Source organism: Rothia sp. HMSC076D04 (genome assembly GCF_001814645.1).
GTDB classification, from domain to species: Bacteria; Actinomycetota; Actinomycetes; order Actinomycetales; family Micrococcaceae; genus Rothia; species Rothia mucilaginosa.
The window spans coordinates 93,247-114,881 of the sequence record NZ_KV817363.1 but is presented as its reverse complement, the minus strand read 5'-3'; the positions used below and the strand labels follow the sequence as shown (position 1 = coordinate 114,881).

The following is a 21,635-nucleotide window of genomic DNA, read 5'->3' as shown; positions in this document are numbered from 1 at the left end:
ATGACTGAACAGATGTACCGAAACCACTACGCGCCGCTGCAGCTTCCGGCTCCCGGCCCCCACTACAGCGACCCCGAATACCCGGACGTTGACGTCGCCATCATCATGGAATCCACCTACCCCTACCTCAAGGGTGGTGTGTCCGCGGTGGTGCACGATATCGTCTGCGAAAACCCGGATCTGACCTACGGCATTATTCACATCGCCTGGGATAAGAACTCCCCCCACGAAGACCTCTACGGCATGCCCGAGAACGTCAAGTGGGTCAAGGTGCTGTACCTGAGCTTGGAAGTCAACCGCGACGCCTTCGCGGAAGCCTGCGACCCCTCCGCACTGCGCATGAACTTTGCGGAGCGTCAGGCACTCACCCAGCGCCTCATGGACGGATTCAGCGCCCTCATCGCCGGCGACGTGAACCCCCTCTGGAAGCTCTACGACGAGGGCATCAACCCCGCAACCCGCAGCTACAACCTCTTCGGCCTCTTCGGAACCCGCGAGTTCATGCAGGCGATTGCGGGCCTGGGCTTCTTGTCCGAGGTGCCCTTCGGTGAGCTCTTCTGGAAGGTGCGCGACTTCGTCTCCATCCTCTTTGCGCTCCTGCACGAGCGGATGCCGCACGCCCGCGTCTACCACGCCCACACCACCGGCTACGCGTCACTCATCGCCGCCGCCGCCGCACGTGACCACGGCACCAGCTTCCTGCTGACCGAGCACAACCTCTACATTCGCGACACCGTGAACACCAAGCTCGAACGCAACATGGCGAAGCCCGTCACCACCGACTACGCCTTCCTCAACGAAGAGCGTGAGCACCCCGGCCTGGGCCCGGTCACCCTCGACGAGCGTGCCTGGTCCGTCTGGTTCGTCGAAATGGGCCGCTTCTGCTACCCCAGCGCCGACATGGCAACCTACCTGTACCCCAAGGCTCTGGAAGAGGCACGCGGTATTGGCGCGCCCATCGACCAGATGAACGAGGGCGAGAAGGACCGCGCAATCATTCTGCCTAACGGTATGCTCATCGAGTCCGTGGCGGAAGCCTACTACGCCCGCCAGGCGGCGCGTGCCCGCATCCTCGCTGAGGGTCGGGGCCACGTGTGGCGCTTCGTGTTCATTGCCCGCGTGGTGCCCATTAAGGGCCTGACCGACCTGATTCGCTCCCTCGCGGTGCTACGTGATCAGGGTCTGGTGAACTTCCACCTGGACGTGCTCGGCCCCAAGGACCACCTGCCCGAGTACTACGAGCTGTGCCTGCGCACCATCGAAGAGCTCAACATGGGCGAGTACATCACCTTCCACGGCACCGTGAACGTGCGTGCGATGCTCGACCGCTTCGACCTGCTGCTCATGCCCAGCTACAATGAGGGCCAGCCGATTGTGGCGCTCGAGGCGATGGCAGCGTCCATCCCGCTGGTCAGCACCGACGTGGGCGGTATGTCCCAGCTCATCGACGATGTGCTGGTCGCCCCCGACGGCCACGAAATCGGTAACTGCGGTATCTTGACCATCCCCGGCGATATTCACGGCTTCGCGGCGGCGCTGCGCACCCTCATGGAGGAGCCCAGCATCTACGAACGCTACTGTGTGAACGCCTACGACCGTATCATCAGCTTCTTCCAGCTGCGACTGGTCATGGACCGTTACAACACGATCTACCGCGAGCTGGGCAAGCTGCCCCCTCGCGCCCCCGAATTCGACCCGGAGTACGATGGCGAATAAACTCAACCGCTTGGGCGGACCCGGCAAATTTGGTGCCTGGGTCCGCTACGGCGGCAAGCCCATTACCCAGCAGCAGCTCGATTTTGCGGTCAAGAACTACTCTGTCGCAATCCTGCAGCCCTGGGAACTGGACGCGGCACGCTACCTGAAGAAGCGTGCACCTCAAATGGTGGTACTGGCGTACAAGTGCCTGTCCTCCACCCGCTCTTATGAGCCCGGCCCGATCTATTCTTCGGGTGTGTCTTACCCGCTGGCGCAGTCGATGGCGAACTCCGGTAAGGATTTCTTCGCCCACCGCCTCAACGGTGACCGTATCGAGTGGAAGGGCTACCCCAAGCACTTCCAGATGCAGGTGTGGAACGCCGACTACCGTTGGCAGTGGGTGGACGCTGTGGTGCGCGAAATGCGCAACTCACCCTTCGACGGGGTCATGGCGGATAACGACATCGAGAACGACTACTACGACCTGAACCTGCCCATCCAGGGTGTGGAGTCTATGACGAAGATTCGTGAGCACCTGGATTTTCTGGTCGCGTACGCCGGTATTGAGCTGAATAAAATCGGCAAGATTCTGGTGCCCAATATTGCTGAGTCTCGTCTGCGTTACGGCAAGTGGGAGCGTCACAGCGCCTACGGTGGCGGCTTTGAGGAGGTGTGGCTTGGCTGGGGTCCGAACGACTACCTGTCTTCGCCGTACGCCGTGATGCAGGGTCGTGAGATTGCGAACGGCTCGGCGGGCGACGTGAACCTGGGTACTACTTTTGCGGGTCTGGGTGGCCGTAGCGCCGCCTCGCAGAAGAAGGTGACGATTCTGCGTACCCCGCTTAGCGACCGCAAGGCTGCTATTACCGGTACGGATGAGAACTTCCTGTACGGTTTGGCGGGCTTCTGGGTGTTCGGTGGAGGCGCCTTCACCGGCATCAGCGCAACCCACCACGACGCCTACGACGAGATCCCGCACGCCCCGGAGCTTTCCTATGACCTGGGGGATCCGGTCGGCGGCATTATTGCTCAGAAGACCGCTCAGACTCGTGCCTTTACGCGCGGCTGGGCTGCCCTGAACACCGGCTCGAAGGATGTGATCGTGAAGGTCCCGTCCGGCTTGGTGGATGCGGCAAACCGCCCGGTGCCCTCGAGCTTCACGCTACGGGCGCATCAGGGTGTGGTGTACCGCCGTAAGGCGTAATTCACCGCTCGCGTAGCTCTTCTGAGCTTCTGCGTGGCACCTCTTATTTGCGCATATAACCTCATAAACAAACCCACCGGCAATATAGCCAATTGGCTATATGTACCGGTGGGTTTGTTATATGTGTGCTAGATGAGCTGGGGTAGCTTACTTAGCGGGGTAGGAGGGCACTTCGTAGCCGCCCATGCGCTCCAGAACGCGAATCACCTGGCAGGAGTAACCGAACTCGTTGTCGTACCAGACGTAGACAATTGCGGAGTCATCGGTCACCACGGTAGCCAGCGAGTCCACAACACCTGCGGTGCGGGAACCCACGAAGTCGGTGGAAACAGCCTCGGGGGAATCCGAGTAGCCCACCTGGCGGCGCAGTTCGCCGTCGATGGACTCGCGGCGGAACAGCTCGTTCAGTTCCTCAGCGGAACCTGCGGGCTTGGTCAGCTTCACGTTCAGGATTGCCATGGAGACGTCCGGGGTGGGAACGCGGATAGCGTTACCGGTCAGTTTGCCTTCCAGCTGCGGCAGAGCCTTAGAAACAGCCTTTGCTGCACCGGTCTCGGTGATGACCATGTTCAGCACAGCGGAGCGACCGCGGCGGTCACCCTTGTGGAAGTTGTCGATCAGGTTCTGATCGTTGGTGAATGCGTGAACGGTCTCAACGTGGCCGCGCTCAACACCGTATGCGTCATCCAGAACCTTCAGTGCCGGAGTAATCGCGTTGGTGGTGCAGGACGCTGCGGAAACAATCTTGTCCTCATCGGTGATGACGTTGTCGTTCACGCCGAACACGATGTTCTTCATGTCGCCCTTACCGGGAGCGGTCAGCAGAACACGAGAAATGCCGGGGCAGTTCAGGTGCTGCTCAAGGCCCGGAACGTCGCGCCAGCGGCCGGTGTTGTCCACCAGCAGAGCGTCATTGATGCCGTACTCGGTGTAGTCGACAGTGGTCGGGTCAGAGGAGTAAATGAAGCGAACCGGAACACCGTTAGCGATGATGGTGCTGTTCTCCTCGTCCACCTCAATAACGCCCTTGAACGGGCCGTGAACAGAGTCGCGCTCCAGCAGGGATGCGCGCTTGACCAGGTCCTTATCGCCGTTCTTACGCACCACAACAGCGCGCAGGTTCAGGCCAGAACCCAGCGGCGAGGAGGAGCGCTCCAGCAGAATACGAGCCAGCAGGCGACCAATACGACCAAAGCCGTACAGCACAACGTCCTGCTCCTTCGGCTGGTCACCCTGGTGGTTCACGGAGGAACCCAGCTGCTCGGGCAGCCACATGGACAGCTCGGGGGAGCCCGCCTCGTGGTGTGCCTTGTGCAGAGCAGCAATGTTAATCGAGCACGCGCCCAGGTTCAGCTCAACCAGGGCGCGAACCAGCTCGAGGGAGTGCGCGGGGTTCAGGGGTGCACCGTCGATGTGGGATACGAAATCGTGCAGCTTCAGCAGCTCAATGACAGACTTGTTGACCAGGCTGCGGCCGTGAATGCTCAGCACCACGCCGTTCTCGCGGTGCAGCTTACCGATGAGGGGGATCAGCTCCTCTGCGGTAGCTTCACGGTTAACCCAGGTAGCGGTTGCAGTCGTCACGTATGACCTTCTTCCTAACTTCGTCGTTGGAGGGTAGGCGCGACGATGCTGTCGCGTCAATACCGTGCCGGGCGTTAAGACCCGGCGTCGGTTTAAGTCTAACCCGTGCGGACCCCTTCAGAGCCTCAAAATTAGCGATATTGAGGCTAAAAGTCAGAAGAGACAGAAGGCAGTTTGTGAACCCACACGGCAAGCCAACATAAGCCCTCAAAAGGGAAAGCAAAACCACTTTAAATACCCACAAAAACACACTCCACGGCCCGGAAAACATGAGTAGAATTGAAACCATGTTGACTGTAATCGGTGAAGCACTCGTAGACGTCGTCCACCAGCACGACGGAGAAACCCGCGCCTACCCCGGCGGGTCGCCCATGAACGTAGCCGTCGGCGCACGCCGCCTCGGCCACCCCACCAACTTCGTCGGCCACTACGGCCCCGACGCCTACGGCAAGAGCATTGACGCGCACCTGGAAGCATCCCAGGTGGCCCTGCCCTTCGAGCACAGTGCTGAACGTACCTCCGTCGCCCAGGCAACCATCGGTGCCGATGGCGCGGCAGAGTACGAATTCGACATCACATGGTCCCTCGAATCCGTCGCCGAGAAGCTCACCGAACTGGCACGCACCTCCGACGCAGTGCACACCGGCTCCATCGCCGCCATGCTCGAACCCGGCGCGCACGTGGTCGCCGCAGCCTTCGAAGCAGCCCGCGACAGCGCCCTGCTCAGCTACGACCCGAACTGCCGCCCCACCCTCATCCACAACGTTGACGAGGGCCGCGCTTGGGCTGAAAAGTTCGTGTCCCTCTCCACCGTCGTGAAGGCATCTGACGAGGACCTGCAGTGGCTCTACCCCGACCGCTCCCTCGACGACACCGCACGCGCTTGGCTTGACCTCGGCGCTGAGCTGATGGTCATCACTCGCGGCGAGGACGGCCCCATCGCCTTCACCAAGAAGTACCCCGAGGGCATCAGCCAGCCCGCACACCGTGTTGAGGTTGCGGACACCGTCGGCGCCGGTGACTCCCTCATGGCGGCGCTCATCGCGGGCCTGCTCGACCGCGGTATCGCCGGTGCTGAGGCGCGCGCCAAGGTCGCCGCACTGACCGCCGAAGACATCGCCGACCTGCTGCGTTTCTCCGCAACCGCAGCCGGCATCACCGTCTCCCGCGCGGGCGCTAACCCGCCCACCCGCGAAGAACTGACCGCCGTACTCAACGGCTAAATAATCTACGCCTCGCCGGCGGATAGCTCACTCTGTCCGCCGGCGTCGCCATATCCACCCGCACCCCAACGCTGAGGAGCACCATGACCAACATCGGCACCGCACCCCTGCCCCGCGAACCCTACGCGGGTCTGCCCGAACTTCCCGAATTCACCCTGACCTCCACCGACGTCCAGGACGGCGGCACCGCCCCCGAGTGGATGCGCTCCGCCCTCTTCGGCGTGGCAGGCGGTCAGGACCGCTCCCCGCAGCTGGCTTGGAGCGGATTCCCCGAAGGCACTAAGTCCTTCGTGCTCACCTGCTTTGACCCGGATGCGCCAACCCCCTCGGGCTTCTGGCACTGGACCGTCTCTAATATTCCCGCCGAGGTGACCAACATTGATGCCGGCGCGGATGCACCTGCCGGCGCCCTGACGCACCGCAACGACGCCGGTGTGGCGGGCTTCCTGGGTGCTGCGCCTCCGGCTGGTCACGGCCCGCACCGCTACATTTTCTGCGTCACCGCGGTGGACGTGGAGAAGCTCGACATTGACGAGAGCGCAACTCCCGCCGTCGTGAACTTCAACCTGCTGGGCCACGGCCTGGGCCGCGCCTTCCTGACCGTCACCTACGCGGAACCGGCAGCCTAACACGTAGCCCTAACCAGCACCGACACACCCCATCACCGAAGGCAAACACTGCATGATTAAACTCATCGCCAGCGACCTGGACGGCACCCTCATCGGGCACGACTTCCGGTTCCGCCCGCGGACCTTGCGCGCCCTTGAGGACGCCCGCGCCGCCGGAATCGACATCGTCTTCGTCACCGGCCGCCCGAGTCGCTGGCTCACGCCCCTGCGCGAGCAGACCGACTTCGACTCCTACGCCATCTGCTCCAACGGTGCCGTGGTGTACCACCTGGGCGCGAACGAGGTGGAAGAAGTCAACGGCGCTGATCCTGCGGTGATTGCCCGTACTCACGAGCTGCTAGAGCCCATGTTCCCTGACGCCACCTACACCCTGGAAACCGTGGATACCGTCTACATTCAGGGGCCGCACGAGGGCGGCGAGGTGCTCGAGGGCGCCCGCGTCGTGGAGGCGAAAATCGCCGAAGCACTCGAACGTATCGGCTCAACCCCGGTCATTAAGTACCTGATTCGTGTGCCCGGCATGGACCCCGATATTCTGCAGGCGCGCGTGCATCAGGCGGTCGGTTCGCTGGTGTCGGTGACCCGCGGCGTGGTCGGTGAGCCGCTCGTGGAGATGGGCTCTAAGACCGTGAATAAGGGGCGGATTCTGGAGAAGTTCGCGGCACGCCATGGCATTGAGGCGCACGAGGTGATGGCGTTTGGTGACATGCCGAATGACGCGGAGATGCTCTGCTGGGCGGGGGAGGGCTTCGCGATGGCGTCGGGTCAGCCGGCGCTCATTGCGAAGGTGGGGCGTACCTGCCCACCCTTCGATGAGGACGGTGTAGCGCAGACGATTGAGGCGATGCTCGCCGAACGGTCCTAGCCGCCTAGCACTAGCTATCCAGCACGAGCCATCCAGCGCTAGCGGCTAGGTGAGCCTCTGCAGACATAACGTAGACATAACTTAGACATAAACTTTTATGTCTACACATAAAAAATTTGAGTCTAGACATAAAAATTTATGTCTAGACTCAAATTTTTGTGTCTGATTTGTGTCTAGACTAAAATTTTTTGTATGAACAACGTGGAATGGACCCCCGAATGGCTTGCTGAAACCATCAAACTACTGCGCACCCACGGTAGCGATACGCAGTTTATTGAGGTTAAAAAAGCCCACGGAGGCTACCCGGGAAGCCTAGACGCAACCCTGAGTAGCTTCTCCAATAGTTCCACGGGCGGAATCATTATCTGCGGCCTCGACGAGAATAATGACTTTGCACCTGTAGGCGTATACGACCCTGCAGACCTAGAAAAAACCCTCGGCAACAAGCTCCGCAGGGGCCTCAAGCCGCCGAACACCATGGAATCCGGCACCATCCTCTACGAAGACGCCAAAATCTTTGTTGCCGCAGTCCCTCCGCTGCCTCCCTACGAACGCCCCGCCTACATTGGCGGTAAAGCGTACGTGCGTTCTGGCGACGGTGACCACGAAATGAGCCGCCACGAAACCGACCTGATGGTGGCTCAGCGGACACGCACCGGATTCGATGAGGAGCCGGTAGAATACACCTCCCTGGCTGACCTAGACGAAGGCCTCAAAACTGCTTATCTGCGAGACGTCCGCGCTAAATCACGCCGCCTCGCCGGAAGTTCCGATGAAGAAGTCCTCCGCCGCAAGGGAATTATTGCCCTCGGAACCGATAATCTTTCCCTTGCGGGCTTGTACGCCTTGGGTTCTTACCCCCAAGAGTTCAGGCCCTCGCTCAAAGTTACCGGAGTCGTCATCGACCCAAGCGGTAAAGCCCGCAACCTCGACAAATTCGAGGCGGACGGCCCCATCCCCGCCATGCTCGAAGAGACTCTGGCATGGGTCAAACGGAACCTGGCACACCCGGTTGTCGAGCTGTCTAACGGGCACCTCATCAACGGGCAGGAAGTACCCGATATTGCCCTTCGCGAGATTCTGTCGAATGCCCTCGTACACCGCAGCCTCAACCCCAAAGCAGATACCGAAGAGGTGCGCGTCAGAATTTTCCCTGACCGAATCTCTGTAGAGAACCCCGGCGGTCTATACGGAATCACTCTCCAGCGTCTGCAAGAGTACGGCGAACGCTCCCGCGTGAATGACCGCCTGTATGACGTCTGCACGCATGTAACAACCCCCGACGACGGATACCGAGTCATCGAGGGTGAGGGCAGTGGTATCTACACTGCACAGGAGGCGGTGCGTCAGGCAGGGCTGAAACCCATCCAATTCGTTGATGGGGTCATTCGTTTTACCGCGATTATCAGCAGGGAGCCTCTGGCTGGTGCTCGTATCGCCGATGTTGGTTCACCGCAGCAGAAGTCGGAAGTAGACCCGCGCCAATCGTCACCTACGGTTCCTAGTAACCGTCAGGAGGCGGTGCTCCTCGCCCTGCGCTCGCTACGCCACCCCGCCGGTATCGAGGACATCATGGGTGCTCTTCCTGAGCCTTTTGCTGAGCTGCAGAAACCGCAGGTCCGGTACGTCCTCACGAAGCTCCTTCAAGAGGGCGTGATCGTGCGTGAAGGTGGTAGAGGTAACCGCAATACGACATACCGCCTGACCTAACCGAATATCGGGCTAACATGCAAAAGCGGCCCGGATGGAAACCAATCCATCCGGGCCGCTTTTCTACAGCTTACGCCTCAGGAGCACTATTCCCAACGGGCGTAAGCGTGAGGAGCTAAAACCTAGTGTCCCTCAGTGCTCTTTTCAGGGTCGAAGGGCTCCAGAGGGTCGCCAGCAGCCTTCGTGTACTTCGCAATGAAGGTCATCAGGTGGAAGATAATCAGGGTCGCAGCGGTACCCAGAGCAATACCGGCGAAGGTCATCCCATCGAAGGTCCAGGTGTAGTCCGCAATACCCACGATCAGCGCCACAGCGGCGGTGGTCAGGTTGATCTGGTTCGAGAAGTTCACGCGGTTCTCGCTCCAAATACGAACGCCGAGCATACCAATCATGCCGTACAGTACGGTTGCGGCACCGCCCAGAACACCCGCGGGAACGGATGCAATAGCCGCGCCGAAGCCCGGGAAGAGAGACAGGACAATCGCGAAGATAGCCGCCACCCAGTACGCCGCGGTGGAGTACACCTTGGTCGCAGCCATCACGCCGATGTTCTCAGCGTAGGTGGTGGTACCCGAACCGCCACCCATGCCTGCGATGGTGGTTGCCAGGCCGTCCGCCATGAGGGCGCGGCCGGAGTAGTCGTCCAGGTTTTCGCCGCTCATCTGAGCCACCGACTTCACGTGACCGATGTTCTCAGCCACGAGCACCAGAATCACGGGGATAAACAGGCCGGCGAGCTCCCAGTGGAACTCGGGGGTCTGGAACTGCGGCAGGCCAATGAAGCCCTGAGCCTGTACGGTCTCTTGAATCTTCTCGAATTTCACCTCGCCGCGAATCACAGCGGTGATGTAGCCGATACCCACACCCAGCAGAATGGACAGACGACCAATGATGCCCTTGAAAAGCACCGAAATCAGGATGATGGAGCACAGGGTCACCAGCGCGGTCACCGGTGCCACCATGAAGTTGTCCTTAGCGCTCTTCGCCAGGTTGAAGCCAATCAGCGCCACAATCGAACCGGTTACGACCGGGGGCATGAGCTTGGTCAGCCAGCCGGTGCCAGCGAACTGAACAATCAGACCGACCAGGAACAGCGCCACACCCGCCATGACGATACCGCCGAGGGCACCAGCGGGGCCGTGTGAGTTCATGGCAGCCGCCAGGGGCGCAATGAACGCGAAGGAGGAGCCCAGGTAGGAGGGGACGCGTCCGCGGGTAATCAGCAGGAACAGAACCGTGCCGAGACCCGAGAAGAACAGGGTGGTTGCCGGGGGGAAGCCGGTAATAATCGGCACGAGGAAGGTCGCGCCGAACATTGCGACCACGTGCTGCGCGCCGATGCCGATGGTAATCGGCCATGCGAGGCGCTCGTTCGGGGCAACAAAGGAACCGGGCTTGATACTGCGGCCGTCGCCGTGGATCGACCAGTCAAAGCCGAGAAGCTTAGAGATGCTCAAAGGGAGCTCCTGAGGTGAATGTGGTGGTGTATAAAATTCCACATAATTCTACGCGTATGCGGGTGTGGGTCACAGCTAAACGGCTATAAATATGAGCAGGGATACGTTGAGCAGGGCATATATTCTCTTATGATGAGCCCCAAACCCCTAATATATAGCCCAGAATGCATCAATACCCCGTATATGCAGTTCAAGGCATATACGGGGTATTGATGCAAAGAGCGAATAAAAACCTCGCTACACACAGCTCAACGGCTTAGAGAGCGTCACGCAGGTTCTCCAGGTGATCGTAACGCGCCAGCTCATAACGCAGGTGACCCTCAGTCGGGGACTGAACCGGCAGGAACGACGCCTCACGCAGGCGACGAGCAGTCGGGGAATCGGCCACGTAACCGGCGCCTCCAACGACCTGCAGCTCAAAGTGAGTAGCAATGGTCGCAAAGTGAGACACACCCAGACGCAGGCTCAGCAGGTCACGACGCTCAGCACGCGCCGGCTCGGACGCCAGGCGAACCAGTTCCTCACGCAGGCTCTGGTACTCCGCCAGAATCAGCGGGAACTCAGGGCGGAACACGCCCTGCGAGACGTCCAGGTGCTTAGCAGCCTCCTGCAGAGCACCAGCGGCAAGACCCAGGCAGAACGACGACTGAACCAGTAGGAACGGCGCGGTCACATCGTGCAGGAACGCCTCAATGTTGTCGCTGAGAACATCCTCGCTCGGAACGAAAACGTCCTCGAACTTCAGGGTGCCGGACTCGGTGCCGTTGAGCGCCAGCAGGTTGCGGTGGTAGTCAATGCTCAAGCCCTCGACGTCCTGGCGGACCGTCACAATGTAGCGGTTCGGGTGGCTTTCCGGGGCGTTCTGCACAGCCACCGGAAGAACAATCACGCCGCCCGGGTACAGGTTCGACGCCCACGACACGGAACCGTTCAGCTTCAGACCGCCCTCAACGAGGGTACCCTCCACCTTGATCGGTGCCAGACCCGAAGCCTCCTTGTACGCCGCCGCCATGGCGGTGGTGCCGCTGACGGTTGCATCCGCCAGACCGGCGGGCAGCTCGCGGCCCACAGCGTCAAAGAACGCAATGGTCGAGCGGTGAGCCCACAGGGAGAACGCCGTGGAGGCGTCCTCGGTAGCAAGGTCGAAAGCCACCGAAACCTGGGGGACCAGGGAGCCGCCGTCGCGGCCCAGGGTAATCAGACCGTCCTTAGCGATTTCGCGCAGGTTTTCGAAGGGGGAACGCTCGCCGCGGTCAACAGCATCTGCGTGGGTTCGGGCGAGTGCGAGCACCTGCTCGCGCTGGGGGTAATCGTAGAGGGGTTCGAGAGTGAACTCGGACATGGGGTTTCTCCTAAGCGGGGAGCATCGCGTCTATGCGTGCAGCTTGAACAGTCGGTCAATGGGGGTGCTGACGGCCTTACGGGCGCGAACAACAGCTTCTTCGTCGGGTGCGTCGTAGAAGCAGAGGCACTTTGCGGTGTCTTCGCGAACGTAGGTGCGCAGGAAGGAAACCTCGGGTACTTCAGCGTACTTGGGGGCGTTTGCCTTCTTGCGGGTCAGGTACTGTTCCATAGTAATCTCTGCGGGGATGTCCCACTCAACCAGGTAGTCTGCGTCCTTCTTGAGCTTCTTGATGTCTTCGAGCTCTGCGCCGACCAGGCGGACTGCGTCGGGGCCTGCGACGGATGCGCGCTCACCGATTGCTGCGGCGAGGTCGGGGCCGAATGCGGTGTTCTCGGATTCGACGATGACGAAGACGATCTTGTGGTCTGCGGAGACCTGGGTTTCGATGAGCTCGGCGCCGTTGGTCAGGGACGAGTTGACGGTCTCGATGAGTGCGGTTGCTTCGTCCTTGGACGGCTGTGCGGGGGTCAGTTCTACCAGGTAAAGTGCCATGATTTTCTCCTCGGCTAAGGGTTGAAGGGTCGTGCCGGAAGGGGTTTTCCGACTCGTTCTGGATTCACCTTAGACCTGTGCTTGAGGGCTGTCTAGTAGATTTCTGTTCGTGGCTTAATGCGTCCTTTTGTGACCCTGTTTTCCGTCACGCGCGTTCACGCGGAGACATAAATCGTCACAGTTCCGCGCGCGGCAACCCGCCTACGGCCGCAGAATTTTCGCGCGGGTTATCGAACCCGATGGCGCATCTATCCGCGTCGTCCTGCTCGTGTCGCAAAGTCGTCGAGGGCGCGGTTGAGAGCGGGGACAGTCCACACTTTTTGCCCCTGAATTTTGACGCGCTCTCCACGCAGAATCTGCAACTCCACCATGCGGTTGAGGAGGCGATACACACTAGCTCGGGACCCCTGCGTGTGCTCCTCCACCATGTGCGCGGTGAAGGCGGGCTCAGTGCAGCATAGGTCGGTGAGGGAACGCAGGAGAGGGGTTTTACGCTGGGCAATGGACAGCACCTCATCGCGCAGGGTTTCAATGTCTTGCGCCAGGAGTTCTGCGTTGGTGATTGCCTTCTGCGCGGCGTCGATGAAGAGCTCGATGATGGGCTCAGCATCGCCTGCACGGTAGTCGGTGAGCGCCTGAATGTACCCGTCAGTATCGTGCAGCAGCCCGGAGGAGATGGGCAGAATCACGTGGCGAGTGACGCCGCGGGCGAGCAGGAGCGCGGAGATGAGGGCTCGTCCGGTTCTGCCGTTGCCGTCAGTGAAAGGGTGGATCGTTTCAAATTGGGCGTGCGCGATAGCCGCCTGTGCGAGGGGGTCAATATCGCGGCGGTTCATGAAGGCTACAAGGTCTTCGAGGGCGGCAGGAACCCGCTCGTGATGCGGTGCCACATAGTCGGCGGTTACCGGCGAATCACCCTTAATCCACACCCATTGGGTGCGGAGTACACCGGAGTCCTGCTGCAGGCCGCGGGTCAGTTCGCGGTGCATCGCGAGGATATTATCGACGCTAATGTTCTCTGCGGTGTTCAAGGCTGCACGCATGGCGTGAACATTGCGCGCCACCAGCTCGGCGTTAACGCCGACCTTCGACCCGCTTGCACCCAGGACAGCCAGTGAGAGCCTGCGTGCGCTAACGGTGAGGTTTTCAATCTGTGAGCTGGAGGCGGATTCGCCGCGCAGAAGAACCGCGGAGAAGGGGATGCCGCCGATGTGGTGGAGCCGCTCATCGAAGCGGGTCATTGCGGTGGCGTTCTCTTGGAGGCGCACTCGCAGTGCGGGGCTGAGTTCGACGTTGAGTGCGGCAATGGAGGCGGGTACGGCGCTGGAGAAGGCGCCGGAGTTGCGGCGCGTTGCGCGTCGGGAGGCGAGGGCGTCACGGTGAACCCAGGGGGTTTGCGGCTCCCATGTGAGAGCGGGCCAGGTGATGGCTGAGGGCATGGTTCCTCCTCCCTCCTCCTCTTCATCGGTGTCGTCTTGCTGGTCTTATGGGGGGTCTTAATAAGACAATACACTTCGATTTTCTTATTAAGGCGCTTAATAAGAAAATCCGCGCGGATTGTCTCATTAAGGAAAACGCCCCGAATGCCACTAAATCCGCCCCTCCTGAACCTCCCTTCAACATTCCGGCGCTCCGGATACCAGGGCATACAGCAAGGGCCCCGAACCCTTGATATTTCAAGGATTCGGGGCCCTCAGCCTTATACACTCACGCCGCCTGAAACAGCGAGTCAGCAGTGCAGGCAAGTAACTTTGTGGCTACTTCACGCCGCGCATCATCTTCTGAACCGGCTTGTGCACCAGGAACAGCAGAATACCGGTCGCGATGGTGATAATACCCATCCAGGTGAAGTAGGGAACCTCGGTCTCCATGCTGTAGAACGGAGCCAGCCAACCGGAGAGCACGGTACCCATTGCCACGGAGGTGAAGTACAGCGCCATCATGTTCACGCGGTGCGCCTTCGGTGCGAGCTTGGTCGCCAGCGAAATACCCACCGGCGAAATAATCAGCTCAGCGATGGTGCAGACGAACAGAATCAGCACGATCCAGCCGACGTTCACGCTCTGAACGCCCGCCTGAGCGAGGAAGATCCAGAACGCCAGACCAATAATGATCAGCGCTGCGGAGAACTTCAGGGTGGTGACCGGCTGGCGGTCACCCCACTTGGTCCACAGGGCGGAGAACATCATGCCGAAGACGATGATGAAGATCGGGTTGATGGAGTTGACCAGGTTCGGGCTCAGCTCCATGCCCAGGATGTTCCAGTTGAGGCGCTCATCCGAGTACACCGCCATGACGGTGAACTGCTGCTGGTACAGTGCCCAGAACACGGCGTTAGCAATCCACAGGGGGATGAATGCGGTGACGCGGGAACGCTCATCGGAGGTGACGTCCTTAGCGCTCAGCAGCTGAGCAAACAGGGCGATAGCGCCGATGAAGATGAAGCCCATGACCCAGTTCTTGAGGTTGTCTGCGGTCATCAGACCGGTTGCCAGCAGGATGCCGAGAACGACGACGATACCGACCAGTGCCAGGAAGAAGTTACGCTTCTGGGCGCCGGTGAAGGGGGTGCCCACGTGGTGCACGGAGGCGGGCAGGTTCTTGCGGGTCAGCGAGTACTGAATCAGGCCGGCAGCCATACCGATTGCGGCAAGACCGAAGCCCATGTGGAAGCCCCAGGTGCTCCAACCCCAACCGGTCAGGATCGGGCCGAGCAGTGCACCGGTGTTCACACCGATGTAGAAGATGGTGAAGCCTGCGTCGCGGCGTGAGTCGTTGTCGCTGTAGAGCGAACCGACCAGCACGGATGCGTTACTCTTCAGACCGCCGGAGCCGATAGCGACCAGCAGCAGACCAATCACCACACCCGGCACGCCGGGGATGAGGGAGAGGGAGATGTGACCTGCCATAATGCCGATGGCGGAGTAGAAGAGGGTACGCTCGGGGCCGAGGATGCGGTCACCGAGGATACCGCCGAGGATTGCCATGAGGTACACGACTGCACCGTACGCGCCGATAACGCCGGTGGCGAGGTCCTTGTCGAGGCCCAGGCCGCCCTTGTCGGCGGTGTAGTACAGGTAGTAGATCATGATGCCCTGCATACCGTAGAAGGAGAAGCGCTCCCACATTTCTACGGTGAACAGGTTCGCGAGCATGCTCGGGTGGCCGAAGAAGGTCTTGGTGTCCTTGGGTTCGGCACCTGTGATGGTGTTGGACATGGTGGTAATTCTTTTCTGTGCAAGCCCGGGGTTCTGTGTGACCCGGGCAATATGTGTATAAGTGTATACCCTTGCCCATGCATATGTATACATGGCACGCACCTATATTTCACAGAATAAACTCTTATTCAGTGCATGAAAAACCATTTCGATTTTTTCGTATGCACTGCTTCCGAATCTCGCAAACCCCCAAATACCGGGCTAGATGCGCCACGCACCCCCAAAGCGCTAGAGTGGAACCATAACTATGCCCACCCGGCACCCCGCCGTGCCGACCGGCTCATTTTTAACCATTTCAAAGGAGAACCCCATGACCGCTGTACCCCAGGTTGACCCCCGCGACGTTCCTGCCGGCGCAACCATCATCGACGTGCGTGAAGACTACGAGTGGGAGGGCGGCCACGCCACCGGCGCCAAGCACATCACCCTCGGTACCATCGCTGAGCGTCTGGCTGAACTGCCCGCACCCGGCGAAGACTTCTACGTCATCTGCCACGGTGGCGGCCGTTCGAACCGCGCTGCAACCTTCCTGCGCGAGCACGGCTACGCCGCACACAACATTGCGGGCGGCACCAGCGCATGGTTCGCTGCCGGTCTGCCGATGACCAGCGAAAACGGCGAAGCACCCGCAGTCGTTCACTAAACCGCCAGTTCGCCTGTACGCCATACAATGGAGTCCGTGACTGAAACTTCCGCGGACCGTATTTTTTCTACCCCGAACGCTCCCGCTTCTGCGTCCCCTCATGCCCTGCCGAGTATTCTGCAGAGCATCCCGTGGGATGCGCAGACGCGGGAGCTTATCGTGCGCCCGCTTCCTTTCGCGGTGAACTGCGAGGAGGCGTACCCGCTGCTGACCGGTGGTGCCGAGTATTCCTTCTGGCTGGATTCGGCGCGTGAGGAGTCGCCTATGTCGGTTGCCTCGTATGTGGGCGTGGTCCCGCCGCAGCTGTCGCCCCTGCGCGTGGATTCGGCGCGTGCGGCGGCTGAGTCTGGCGGGGAAGACCCTTTCGCCCAGTTGGAGGCGGCGCTCGCCCGCGCACCGCGCGTGCACCCGGATACCGCGGCGGCAACCGGTCTGCCCGCGGGTTTGCGTGGCGGTTACGTGGGCTATTTCGGCTATGAGGCGCGTGCCGCCATGGGCATGGAGCACGGCCACCCGGTGCCCGGCTACCTGCCGGCGCATGAGGCGCCGACCCCGGATTCTCTGTGGTTGCCGGCGGTCCGCTACCTGGTGCATGAGCATGCCCGCCCGGGGGCTGCGGCGCGTAGCTGGCTGGTGGGCGATGAGTCGTGGTGTGAGGCGGCGGAGCGGCTGCTGAGCACGGTGCTGGCTCCGGCGCTGAGCGCGGTGGGGGAGAGTGCCTCAGATAATGCCCCCGTAAATACCCCCGAGCTCACCGAGCCCCTGCTCTTCCCGGCACCTGCCGCGGAAGCCTACATGGATGCCGTTCGCACTAGTCAGCGCGAAATTTACGAGGGTAACAGCTACGAGGTGTGCCTTACCGCGCAGACGGTCGCGCGCATCCCCAATCCGAGCCCGGAGCTTTTCTTTGAGCTGTACCGCCGCCAGCGCGCCCACAACTCGGCACCGTATGCGGCGTATCTGCGGTGCGGTGATTTTTCGGTGCTTTCTTCTTCGCCGGAGCGTTTTTTGAGCGTGGATACGCACCGCAACGCGCAGACCAAGCCGATTAAGGGCACGATTGCTCGCGGCGCCACCCCGGAAGAAGATGCCGCCGCTGCGGCATGGTTGCGTACCGATGAGAAGACCCGCGCCGAGAACCTCATGATCGTGGATTTGCTGCGTAATGACCTGTCTACGGTGTCTGACCCGGCGTCCGTGCGCGTGCCCGTGCTTATGGGCGTGGAGAGCTATTCGACGGTGCATCAGCTGGTGTCTACGGTCAGTTCGCGTCTGCGTGAGGGAATTTCCGCGGTGGCTGCCGCGCGGGCGTGCTTCCCGGGTGGTTCGATGACGGGTGCGCCGAAGCCTTCGACCATGCAGATTATTGAGGGCCTGGAGGGTCGCGCTCGCGGCGTGTATTCGGGTGCTTTGGGTTTTGTGTCGGCGGATGGTTCGGCGAACCTGTCGATTGTGATTCGCACGCTCGTGGCGCACGATGAGGGCACGGTGACTCTTGCCGCCGGTGGCGCTATCGTGGCTGATTCCGACCCGACCGCCGAGTATGAGGAGATGCTGACGAAGTTGCGTGCTGCGTTGCCGCCGTCGGTGGGTCGCGTGGTGGAATAGCCTAGGGCTGGAATAGTGCAGGGAATAGCCTGCGCCGCCTGTACGTGAGCCGCTACACTTGAACTATGACTAAGCTTTCTGAAAATCTCCCCATTGAAGAAGCCCGTGAACGCCTGCGCCAGCTGATTTCTGAGCTGGCTGTGGTGCGCGGGCACGTGGTCCTCGCCTCCGGCAAGGAAGCCGACTACTACGTTGACCTGCGCCGCATCACCCTGCACCACGAGGCTTCTCGCCTGGTTGGTCAGGTCATGCTGGACCTGCTGGATAAGAACGGCATCGAGTTTGAGGCTGCTGGCGGCCTGACCATGGGCGCTGACCCGGTGGGTACCGCGATTATGCGTGCCGCTGGTGATCAGGACCGTGCGATTGACGCGTTTGTGGTGCGTAAGGCTCAGAAGTCTTACGGCATGGGCCGTCAGGTGGAGGGCCCGAGCGTTGAGGGTCGCCGCGTGGTTGCTGTTGAGGACACTTCCACTACCGGTGGTTCTGCGCTGACTGCTGTTGAGGCGCTGCGTAAGGCTGGCGCTGAGGTTGTGGCGGTTGCTGTGATTGTTGACCGTGCGACCGGCGCTAAGGAGCATGTGGAAGAGGTTGCGGGCGTTCCGTGCCTGTACGCGTACTCGAAGGATGAGCTGGGCCTGGACTAGTCTCTACTAGCTTGGACTAGGACCTCGTGAATTTTTAAGACGTTCCGCTGCGGCGGGGGAACCCGTGCCGCTGGCTACTGTGTGTGGCTGGTGGTGCGGGTTTTTGTCTGTAAGATGGCTCTGTGGGCGCCGGAGTGGCGCTGGTTGTTGGCGTGAAGGTGGTTGTGATGGTTGAGAATCGTGAGGCGGCTGAGGCTGTACCTGCTGAGGCTGTACCTGCTGAGGCTGTGCCTGCTGAGGCGGCTGTAGCTGAGGCTGTTGAGGGTACTGAGCAGGGTACTGCCCGTTTTGAGGTGGGTGTGGGCCCGTGGGAGGGTCCGTGGCCTGAGGGCGACCATTGGGATGAGGAGCTGCTGCGTGAGGGCGACCGCCGTAACGTGGTGGATAAGTACCGTTACTGGTCGATGGACGCGATTATTGCTGACCTGGATACGCGCCGCCATGATTTTCATGTGGCGATTGAGAATTGGCAGCATGATTTGAATATTGGCACGGTGGTGCGTACTGCGAATGCGATGTTGGCGAAGGAGGTCCATATTATTGGGCGTCGCCGTTGGAATCGTCGTGGTGCGATGGTGACGGATCGTTATCAGCATGTGCGTCATCATCCGACGATTGAGGATTTTGTGGCGTGGGCGCAGGCTGAGGGTCTGGAAATTATTGGTATTGATATTTTTCCGGATTCGGTGCCCCTGGAGACGTATGATCTGCCGAAGAGGTGTGTGCTGGTTTTTGGTCAGGAGGGCCCGGGTTTGTCGGAGGAGTTGCATGCGGCGGCTAGGGATACTCTGTCGATTGAGCAGTTTGGGTCAACGCGTTCGATGAATGCGGCGACGGCTGCGGGTATTGCGATGCATGCGTGGGTTCGCCGCCATGTGTTTGGCCAGATTCCGTCGTAGCCTGGCGGCTGTTTGGTGTTTAAAGGTTCCGATGCGTTGTGTGCGCGTCGGAACCTTTTTTGTTGGGGGTTTTTATTGGGGGTTTGGGTGATTTTTTTTGTTAGAGTGGGGTGTTGAGTTTTTCACATGAATGTGGGTACCCACGGGGTTTGATGCGTTGTTTGTGGTGGGGTTGTGTGATGTTATCTGGATTTTTTGTCTTGTAAATGTAGTAAATAATATTTAAATATATCTAAATCGGGTAAATCACATATTATCACATAAGTGATTTAGGTCACTAAATAAATAGTCTAGGTGTGCTAGTGTTAATTCAAGTCACAGGGAATATGAGAATCGCACTCTCAAATTCGGTTTGGGACATGCGATGGATTTCCTGACTTCGGCTCGCTAATGATTGCGGGTTGTGGATATGAATGACCACGGCGTCATTCTTTTGAAAGGAGATTCTGATGAGGATCTTTAATAAGTCTCTTGCTGTTGCGGCCTGTGTGGCTGCGGTGACTTTCGGTGCGGTAGCACCTCCGGCACATGCGGGTGTTACTTTCTATTCGGATGCCAATTTCCTTGGGTCCCGTATGTACACCTGGGATAACCCTCATCTGGGTTGGATGAATGACCGTGCATCTTCATTGCATTCTGATGGGTGCCGGTGGCGCTATTACGAAGACAGCCACTATAGGGGTCGCAGGTTTGATTCTTCTTCCGACCTCAACTATCTGCGGGGTCTAAGCCATGAGGGTCTCCATTGGGGCGAGACTTGGGATGACCGGATTAGCTCAGTTAGGTATGTGTATTGCTAGGTGAATGGTGGTAGAGGGACAGGATGCTTTCCTGCTTTAAGTTTTTCTTCCACTCTGAAAGGAGGGTGTGCTCTTGCATAAAAGTAGTGCATTCACAATCACTGCCCTAGCAGGCGCGCTTTTGCTGTCTTCATGCGCTCAGGGAGGTGCCTCAAATTCTGAGTATAAAGCCAAGCTCGATTACGCGAATAATTTGATTACTCTTCCCCTGGATGAGTATGACTATGACGATGCGTCAAGGGCTGTAATTAATGAGGCGGTCGCCCGTATCATGCAAGTATGTTATGTAGCTAAGGGATACTCTGATGCTGTCCCTGTGTTCTCTGATGATCAGCACAGTAATATATATGGTGCCTGGAATGTTGAATATGCCAAGAAGTATGGATATTTCAATGAAGAAAAGTCTCGAGAGCGCACGCAGGCGGCAGAGAAAATACCGGCAGAGATTAGGAAGGAATGTCGCAAGGAAAGTGCCAATCAGTTGAAAGAAATTGAATACGAGAATGACAATGACTCTTTCGCTTACCGGCTTAGACAGGAAGCCTATGCGAGTGCGAAAAGTGATCCGGAATGGAATAAAGTTCGCTCTGAATGGTGGAGCTGCCTAGAGAGCAATGGGTTAACACCACGCAAGGATGACCAGGCGTGGGGTAGTCAAGAGACGTCCAATATTGACGTAAGTTCTAAGAGTGAGGAGGAAAAAACTCAAGAAGTGATTCGCCTCGCAACTATCGAAGCGGAATGTAATCAGAAGGTTGGTATGGCTCAGCGTCTGGGTGATATTGAGGCATCCTACCAGGGGCCTCTCATTGAGAAGAACCAGGCGAAGCTTAACCAGTTGAAAGAAGAGAAAGAAAAGCATGTGGCGAGGGCGCGTGAAATTATCGCCACTAGTCAATAACACATTCTGTTTGAACTGAATAGTACAACTAATAATTGTGATGGAGGAGCCCAGTGTTTGTGGGCTCCTCCTGACTTTCCTGGTTGAAAGGAGTCGGTAACAATGAAGGAATTTGCTGCTCTGTTCGCCTGCTTTGCTCTTAAAGAGTGCTACGCGAAAAAAGGATGCGATTTTGAAATCCTAGAAAATGGCTGGGTTTCTGGTGATGCCTCCGGTATGGCTCCTGGAATGTGAAGCATGTGTGCGCGTCGGAACCTTTTTTATTGGGGTTTTTATTGGGGTATTGGGTGATTCTTTGTTTGGGTGGGGTGTTGAGTTTTTCACATGAATGTGGGTACCCACGGGGTTTGATGCGTTGTTTGTGGTGGGGTTGTGTGATGTTATCTGGATTTTTTGTCTTGTAAATGTAGTAAATAATATTTAAATATATCTAAAGCGGGTAAATCCCATATTATCATATAAGTGATTTAAATCACTAAATAAATTGCCTAGGTGTGTTAGTATTAATTCAAGTCACAGGGAATACGAGAGTCGCACTCTCAATTTCGGTTTGGGGCATGCGATGGATTTCCTGACTTCGGCTCGCCAATGGTTGCGGGTTGTGGATATGAATGACCGCGGCGTCATTCTTTTGAAAGGAGATTCTGATGAG

Annotated in this window: 18 protein-coding genes; 12 read left to right on the top strand and 6 right to left on the bottom strand. The window is 59.0% G+C overall.

The genetic code is table 11. The annotated features are described in order from the left end of the window. Entirely contained in the window at positions 1-1,716 is a 1,716-nt protein-coding gene (gene pelF, locus HMPREF2980_RS01325; protein ID WP_070689875.1) for a GT4 family glycosyltransferase PelF, read from the top strand. Then, positions 1,706-2,902, top strand: coding sequence for a putative glycoside hydrolase family 15 protein (locus tag HMPREF2980_RS01320; RefSeq protein ID WP_070689873.1), 1,197 nt, complete (start codon positions 1,706-1,708; stop codon positions 2,900-2,902). Before pelF ends, HMPREF2980_RS01320 begins: the two co-directional genes overlap by 11 nt. Before the next feature lie 147 nt (positions 2,903-3,049). On the opposite strand, the gene HMPREF2980_RS01315 is transcribed toward HMPREF2980_RS01320, so the two are convergent. Further along, complete coding sequence (locus HMPREF2980_RS01315; RefSeq protein ID WP_070689872.1) at positions 3,050-4,486, bottom strand: glyceraldehyde-3-phosphate dehydrogenase; 1,437 nt, start codon at positions 4,484-4,486, stop codon at positions 3,050-3,052. 287 nt (positions 4,487-4,773) lie between these two features. Between HMPREF2980_RS01315 and HMPREF2980_RS01310 the strand changes: the two genes are divergently transcribed. The 4 genes from HMPREF2980_RS01310 to HMPREF2980_RS01295 all read left to right on the top strand — a co-directional run bounded on the left by HMPREF2980_RS01310 (position 4,774) and on the right by HMPREF2980_RS01295 (position 8,913). Next, positions 4,774-5,709, top strand: a complete 936-nt coding sequence (locus HMPREF2980_RS01310; RefSeq protein WP_070688753.1) for a carbohydrate kinase family protein — start codon at positions 4,774-4,776, stop codon at positions 5,707-5,709. Between the two features lie 83 nt (positions 5,710-5,792). Then, positions 5,793-6,338 (top strand): YbhB/YbcL family Raf kinase inhibitor-like protein, encoded by a 546-nt coding sequence (locus HMPREF2980_RS01305; protein WP_070689870.1) that lies wholly within the window; start codon positions 5,793-5,795, stop codon positions 6,336-6,338. Between the two features lie 52 nt (positions 6,339-6,390). After that, positions 6,391-7,203, top strand: a complete 813-nt coding sequence (locus HMPREF2980_RS01300) for an HAD-IIB family hydrolase (RefSeq protein WP_070689868.1) — start codon at positions 6,391-6,393, stop codon at positions 7,201-7,203. A gap of 192 nt (positions 7,204-7,395) precedes the next feature. Continuing rightward, positions 7,396-8,913 carry an ATP-binding protein gene (locus tag HMPREF2980_RS01295; RefSeq protein WP_049345931.1) on the top strand — a complete coding sequence of 506 codons (1,518 nt, stop codon included), beginning with the start codon at positions 7,396-7,398 and terminating at the stop codon, positions 8,911-8,913. Between the two features lie 122 nt (positions 8,914-9,035). On the opposite strand, the gene HMPREF2980_RS01290 is transcribed toward HMPREF2980_RS01295, so the two are convergent. The 5 genes from HMPREF2980_RS01290 to HMPREF2980_RS01270 all read right to left on the bottom strand — a co-directional run bounded on the left by HMPREF2980_RS01290 (position 9,036) and on the right by HMPREF2980_RS01270 (position 15,485). Then, on the bottom strand, positions 9,036-10,370 hold the full coding sequence (locus tag HMPREF2980_RS01290; RefSeq protein ID WP_049338612.1) for a uracil-xanthine permease family protein: 1,335 nt from the start codon (positions 10,368-10,370) through the stop codon (positions 9,036-9,038). A 256-nt stretch (positions 10,371-10,626) separates the two neighbouring features. After that, positions 10,627-11,712, bottom strand: a complete 1,086-nt coding sequence (locus tag HMPREF2980_RS01285) for an acyl-CoA dehydrogenase family protein (protein ID WP_070689866.1) — start codon at positions 11,710-11,712, stop codon at positions 10,627-10,629. A gap of 30 nt (positions 11,713-11,742) precedes the next feature. Continuing rightward, positions 11,743-12,267: a DUF4242 domain-containing protein gene (locus HMPREF2980_RS01280; RefSeq protein WP_012902691.1), complete on the bottom strand. Its 525-nt coding sequence runs from the start codon at positions 12,265-12,267 to the stop codon at positions 11,743-11,745. Positions 12,268-12,515: 248 nt separating this feature from the next. Continuing rightward, entirely contained in the window at positions 12,516-13,706 is a 1,191-nt protein-coding gene (locus HMPREF2980_RS01275) for a Fic family protein (protein ID WP_070689864.1), read from the bottom strand. Positions 13,707-14,024: 318 nt separating this feature from the next. Further along, complete coding sequence (locus tag HMPREF2980_RS01270; RefSeq protein ID WP_070689861.1) at positions 14,025-15,485, bottom strand: peptide MFS transporter; 1,461 nt, start codon at positions 15,483-15,485, stop codon at positions 14,025-14,027. 310 nt (positions 15,486-15,795) lie between these two features. Between HMPREF2980_RS01270 and HMPREF2980_RS01265 the strand changes: the two genes are divergently transcribed. From HMPREF2980_RS01265 to HMPREF2980_RS09680, 6 genes are all read left to right on the top strand, one after another. After that, positions 15,796-16,128, top strand: coding sequence for a rhodanese-like domain-containing protein (locus HMPREF2980_RS01265; RefSeq protein WP_049350220.1), 333 nt, complete (start codon positions 15,796-15,798; stop codon positions 16,126-16,128). Between the two features lie 27 nt (positions 16,129-16,155). Continuing rightward, on the top strand, positions 16,156-17,736 hold the full coding sequence (locus HMPREF2980_RS01260; RefSeq protein WP_070643707.1) for an anthranilate synthase component I family protein: 1,581 nt from the start codon (positions 16,156-16,158) through the stop codon (positions 17,734-17,736). 65 nt (positions 17,737-17,801) lie between these two features. After that, positions 17,802-18,383: an orotate phosphoribosyltransferase gene (gene pyrE / locus HMPREF2980_RS01255; protein WP_005507935.1), complete on the top strand. Its 582-nt coding sequence runs from the start codon at positions 17,802-17,804 to the stop codon at positions 18,381-18,383. 122 nt (positions 18,384-18,505) lie between these two features. Beyond that, a complete protein-coding gene (locus tag HMPREF2980_RS01250) occupies positions 18,506-19,282 on the top strand; it encodes a TrmH family RNA methyltransferase (RefSeq protein ID WP_239662183.1) in 777 nt (258 codons plus the stop codon). Between the two features lie 867 nt (positions 19,283-20,149). Further along, a complete protein-coding gene (locus HMPREF2980_RS01245; RefSeq protein WP_049338606.1) occupies positions 20,150-20,983 on the top strand; it encodes a hypothetical protein in 834 nt (277 codons plus the stop codon). A gap of 102 nt (positions 20,984-21,085) precedes the next feature. After that, on the top strand, positions 21,086-21,217 hold the full coding sequence (locus HMPREF2980_RS09680; protein WP_256370613.1) for a hypothetical protein: 132 nt from the start codon (positions 21,086-21,088) through the stop codon (positions 21,215-21,217). Positions 21,218-21,635: the final 418 nt, after the last annotated feature.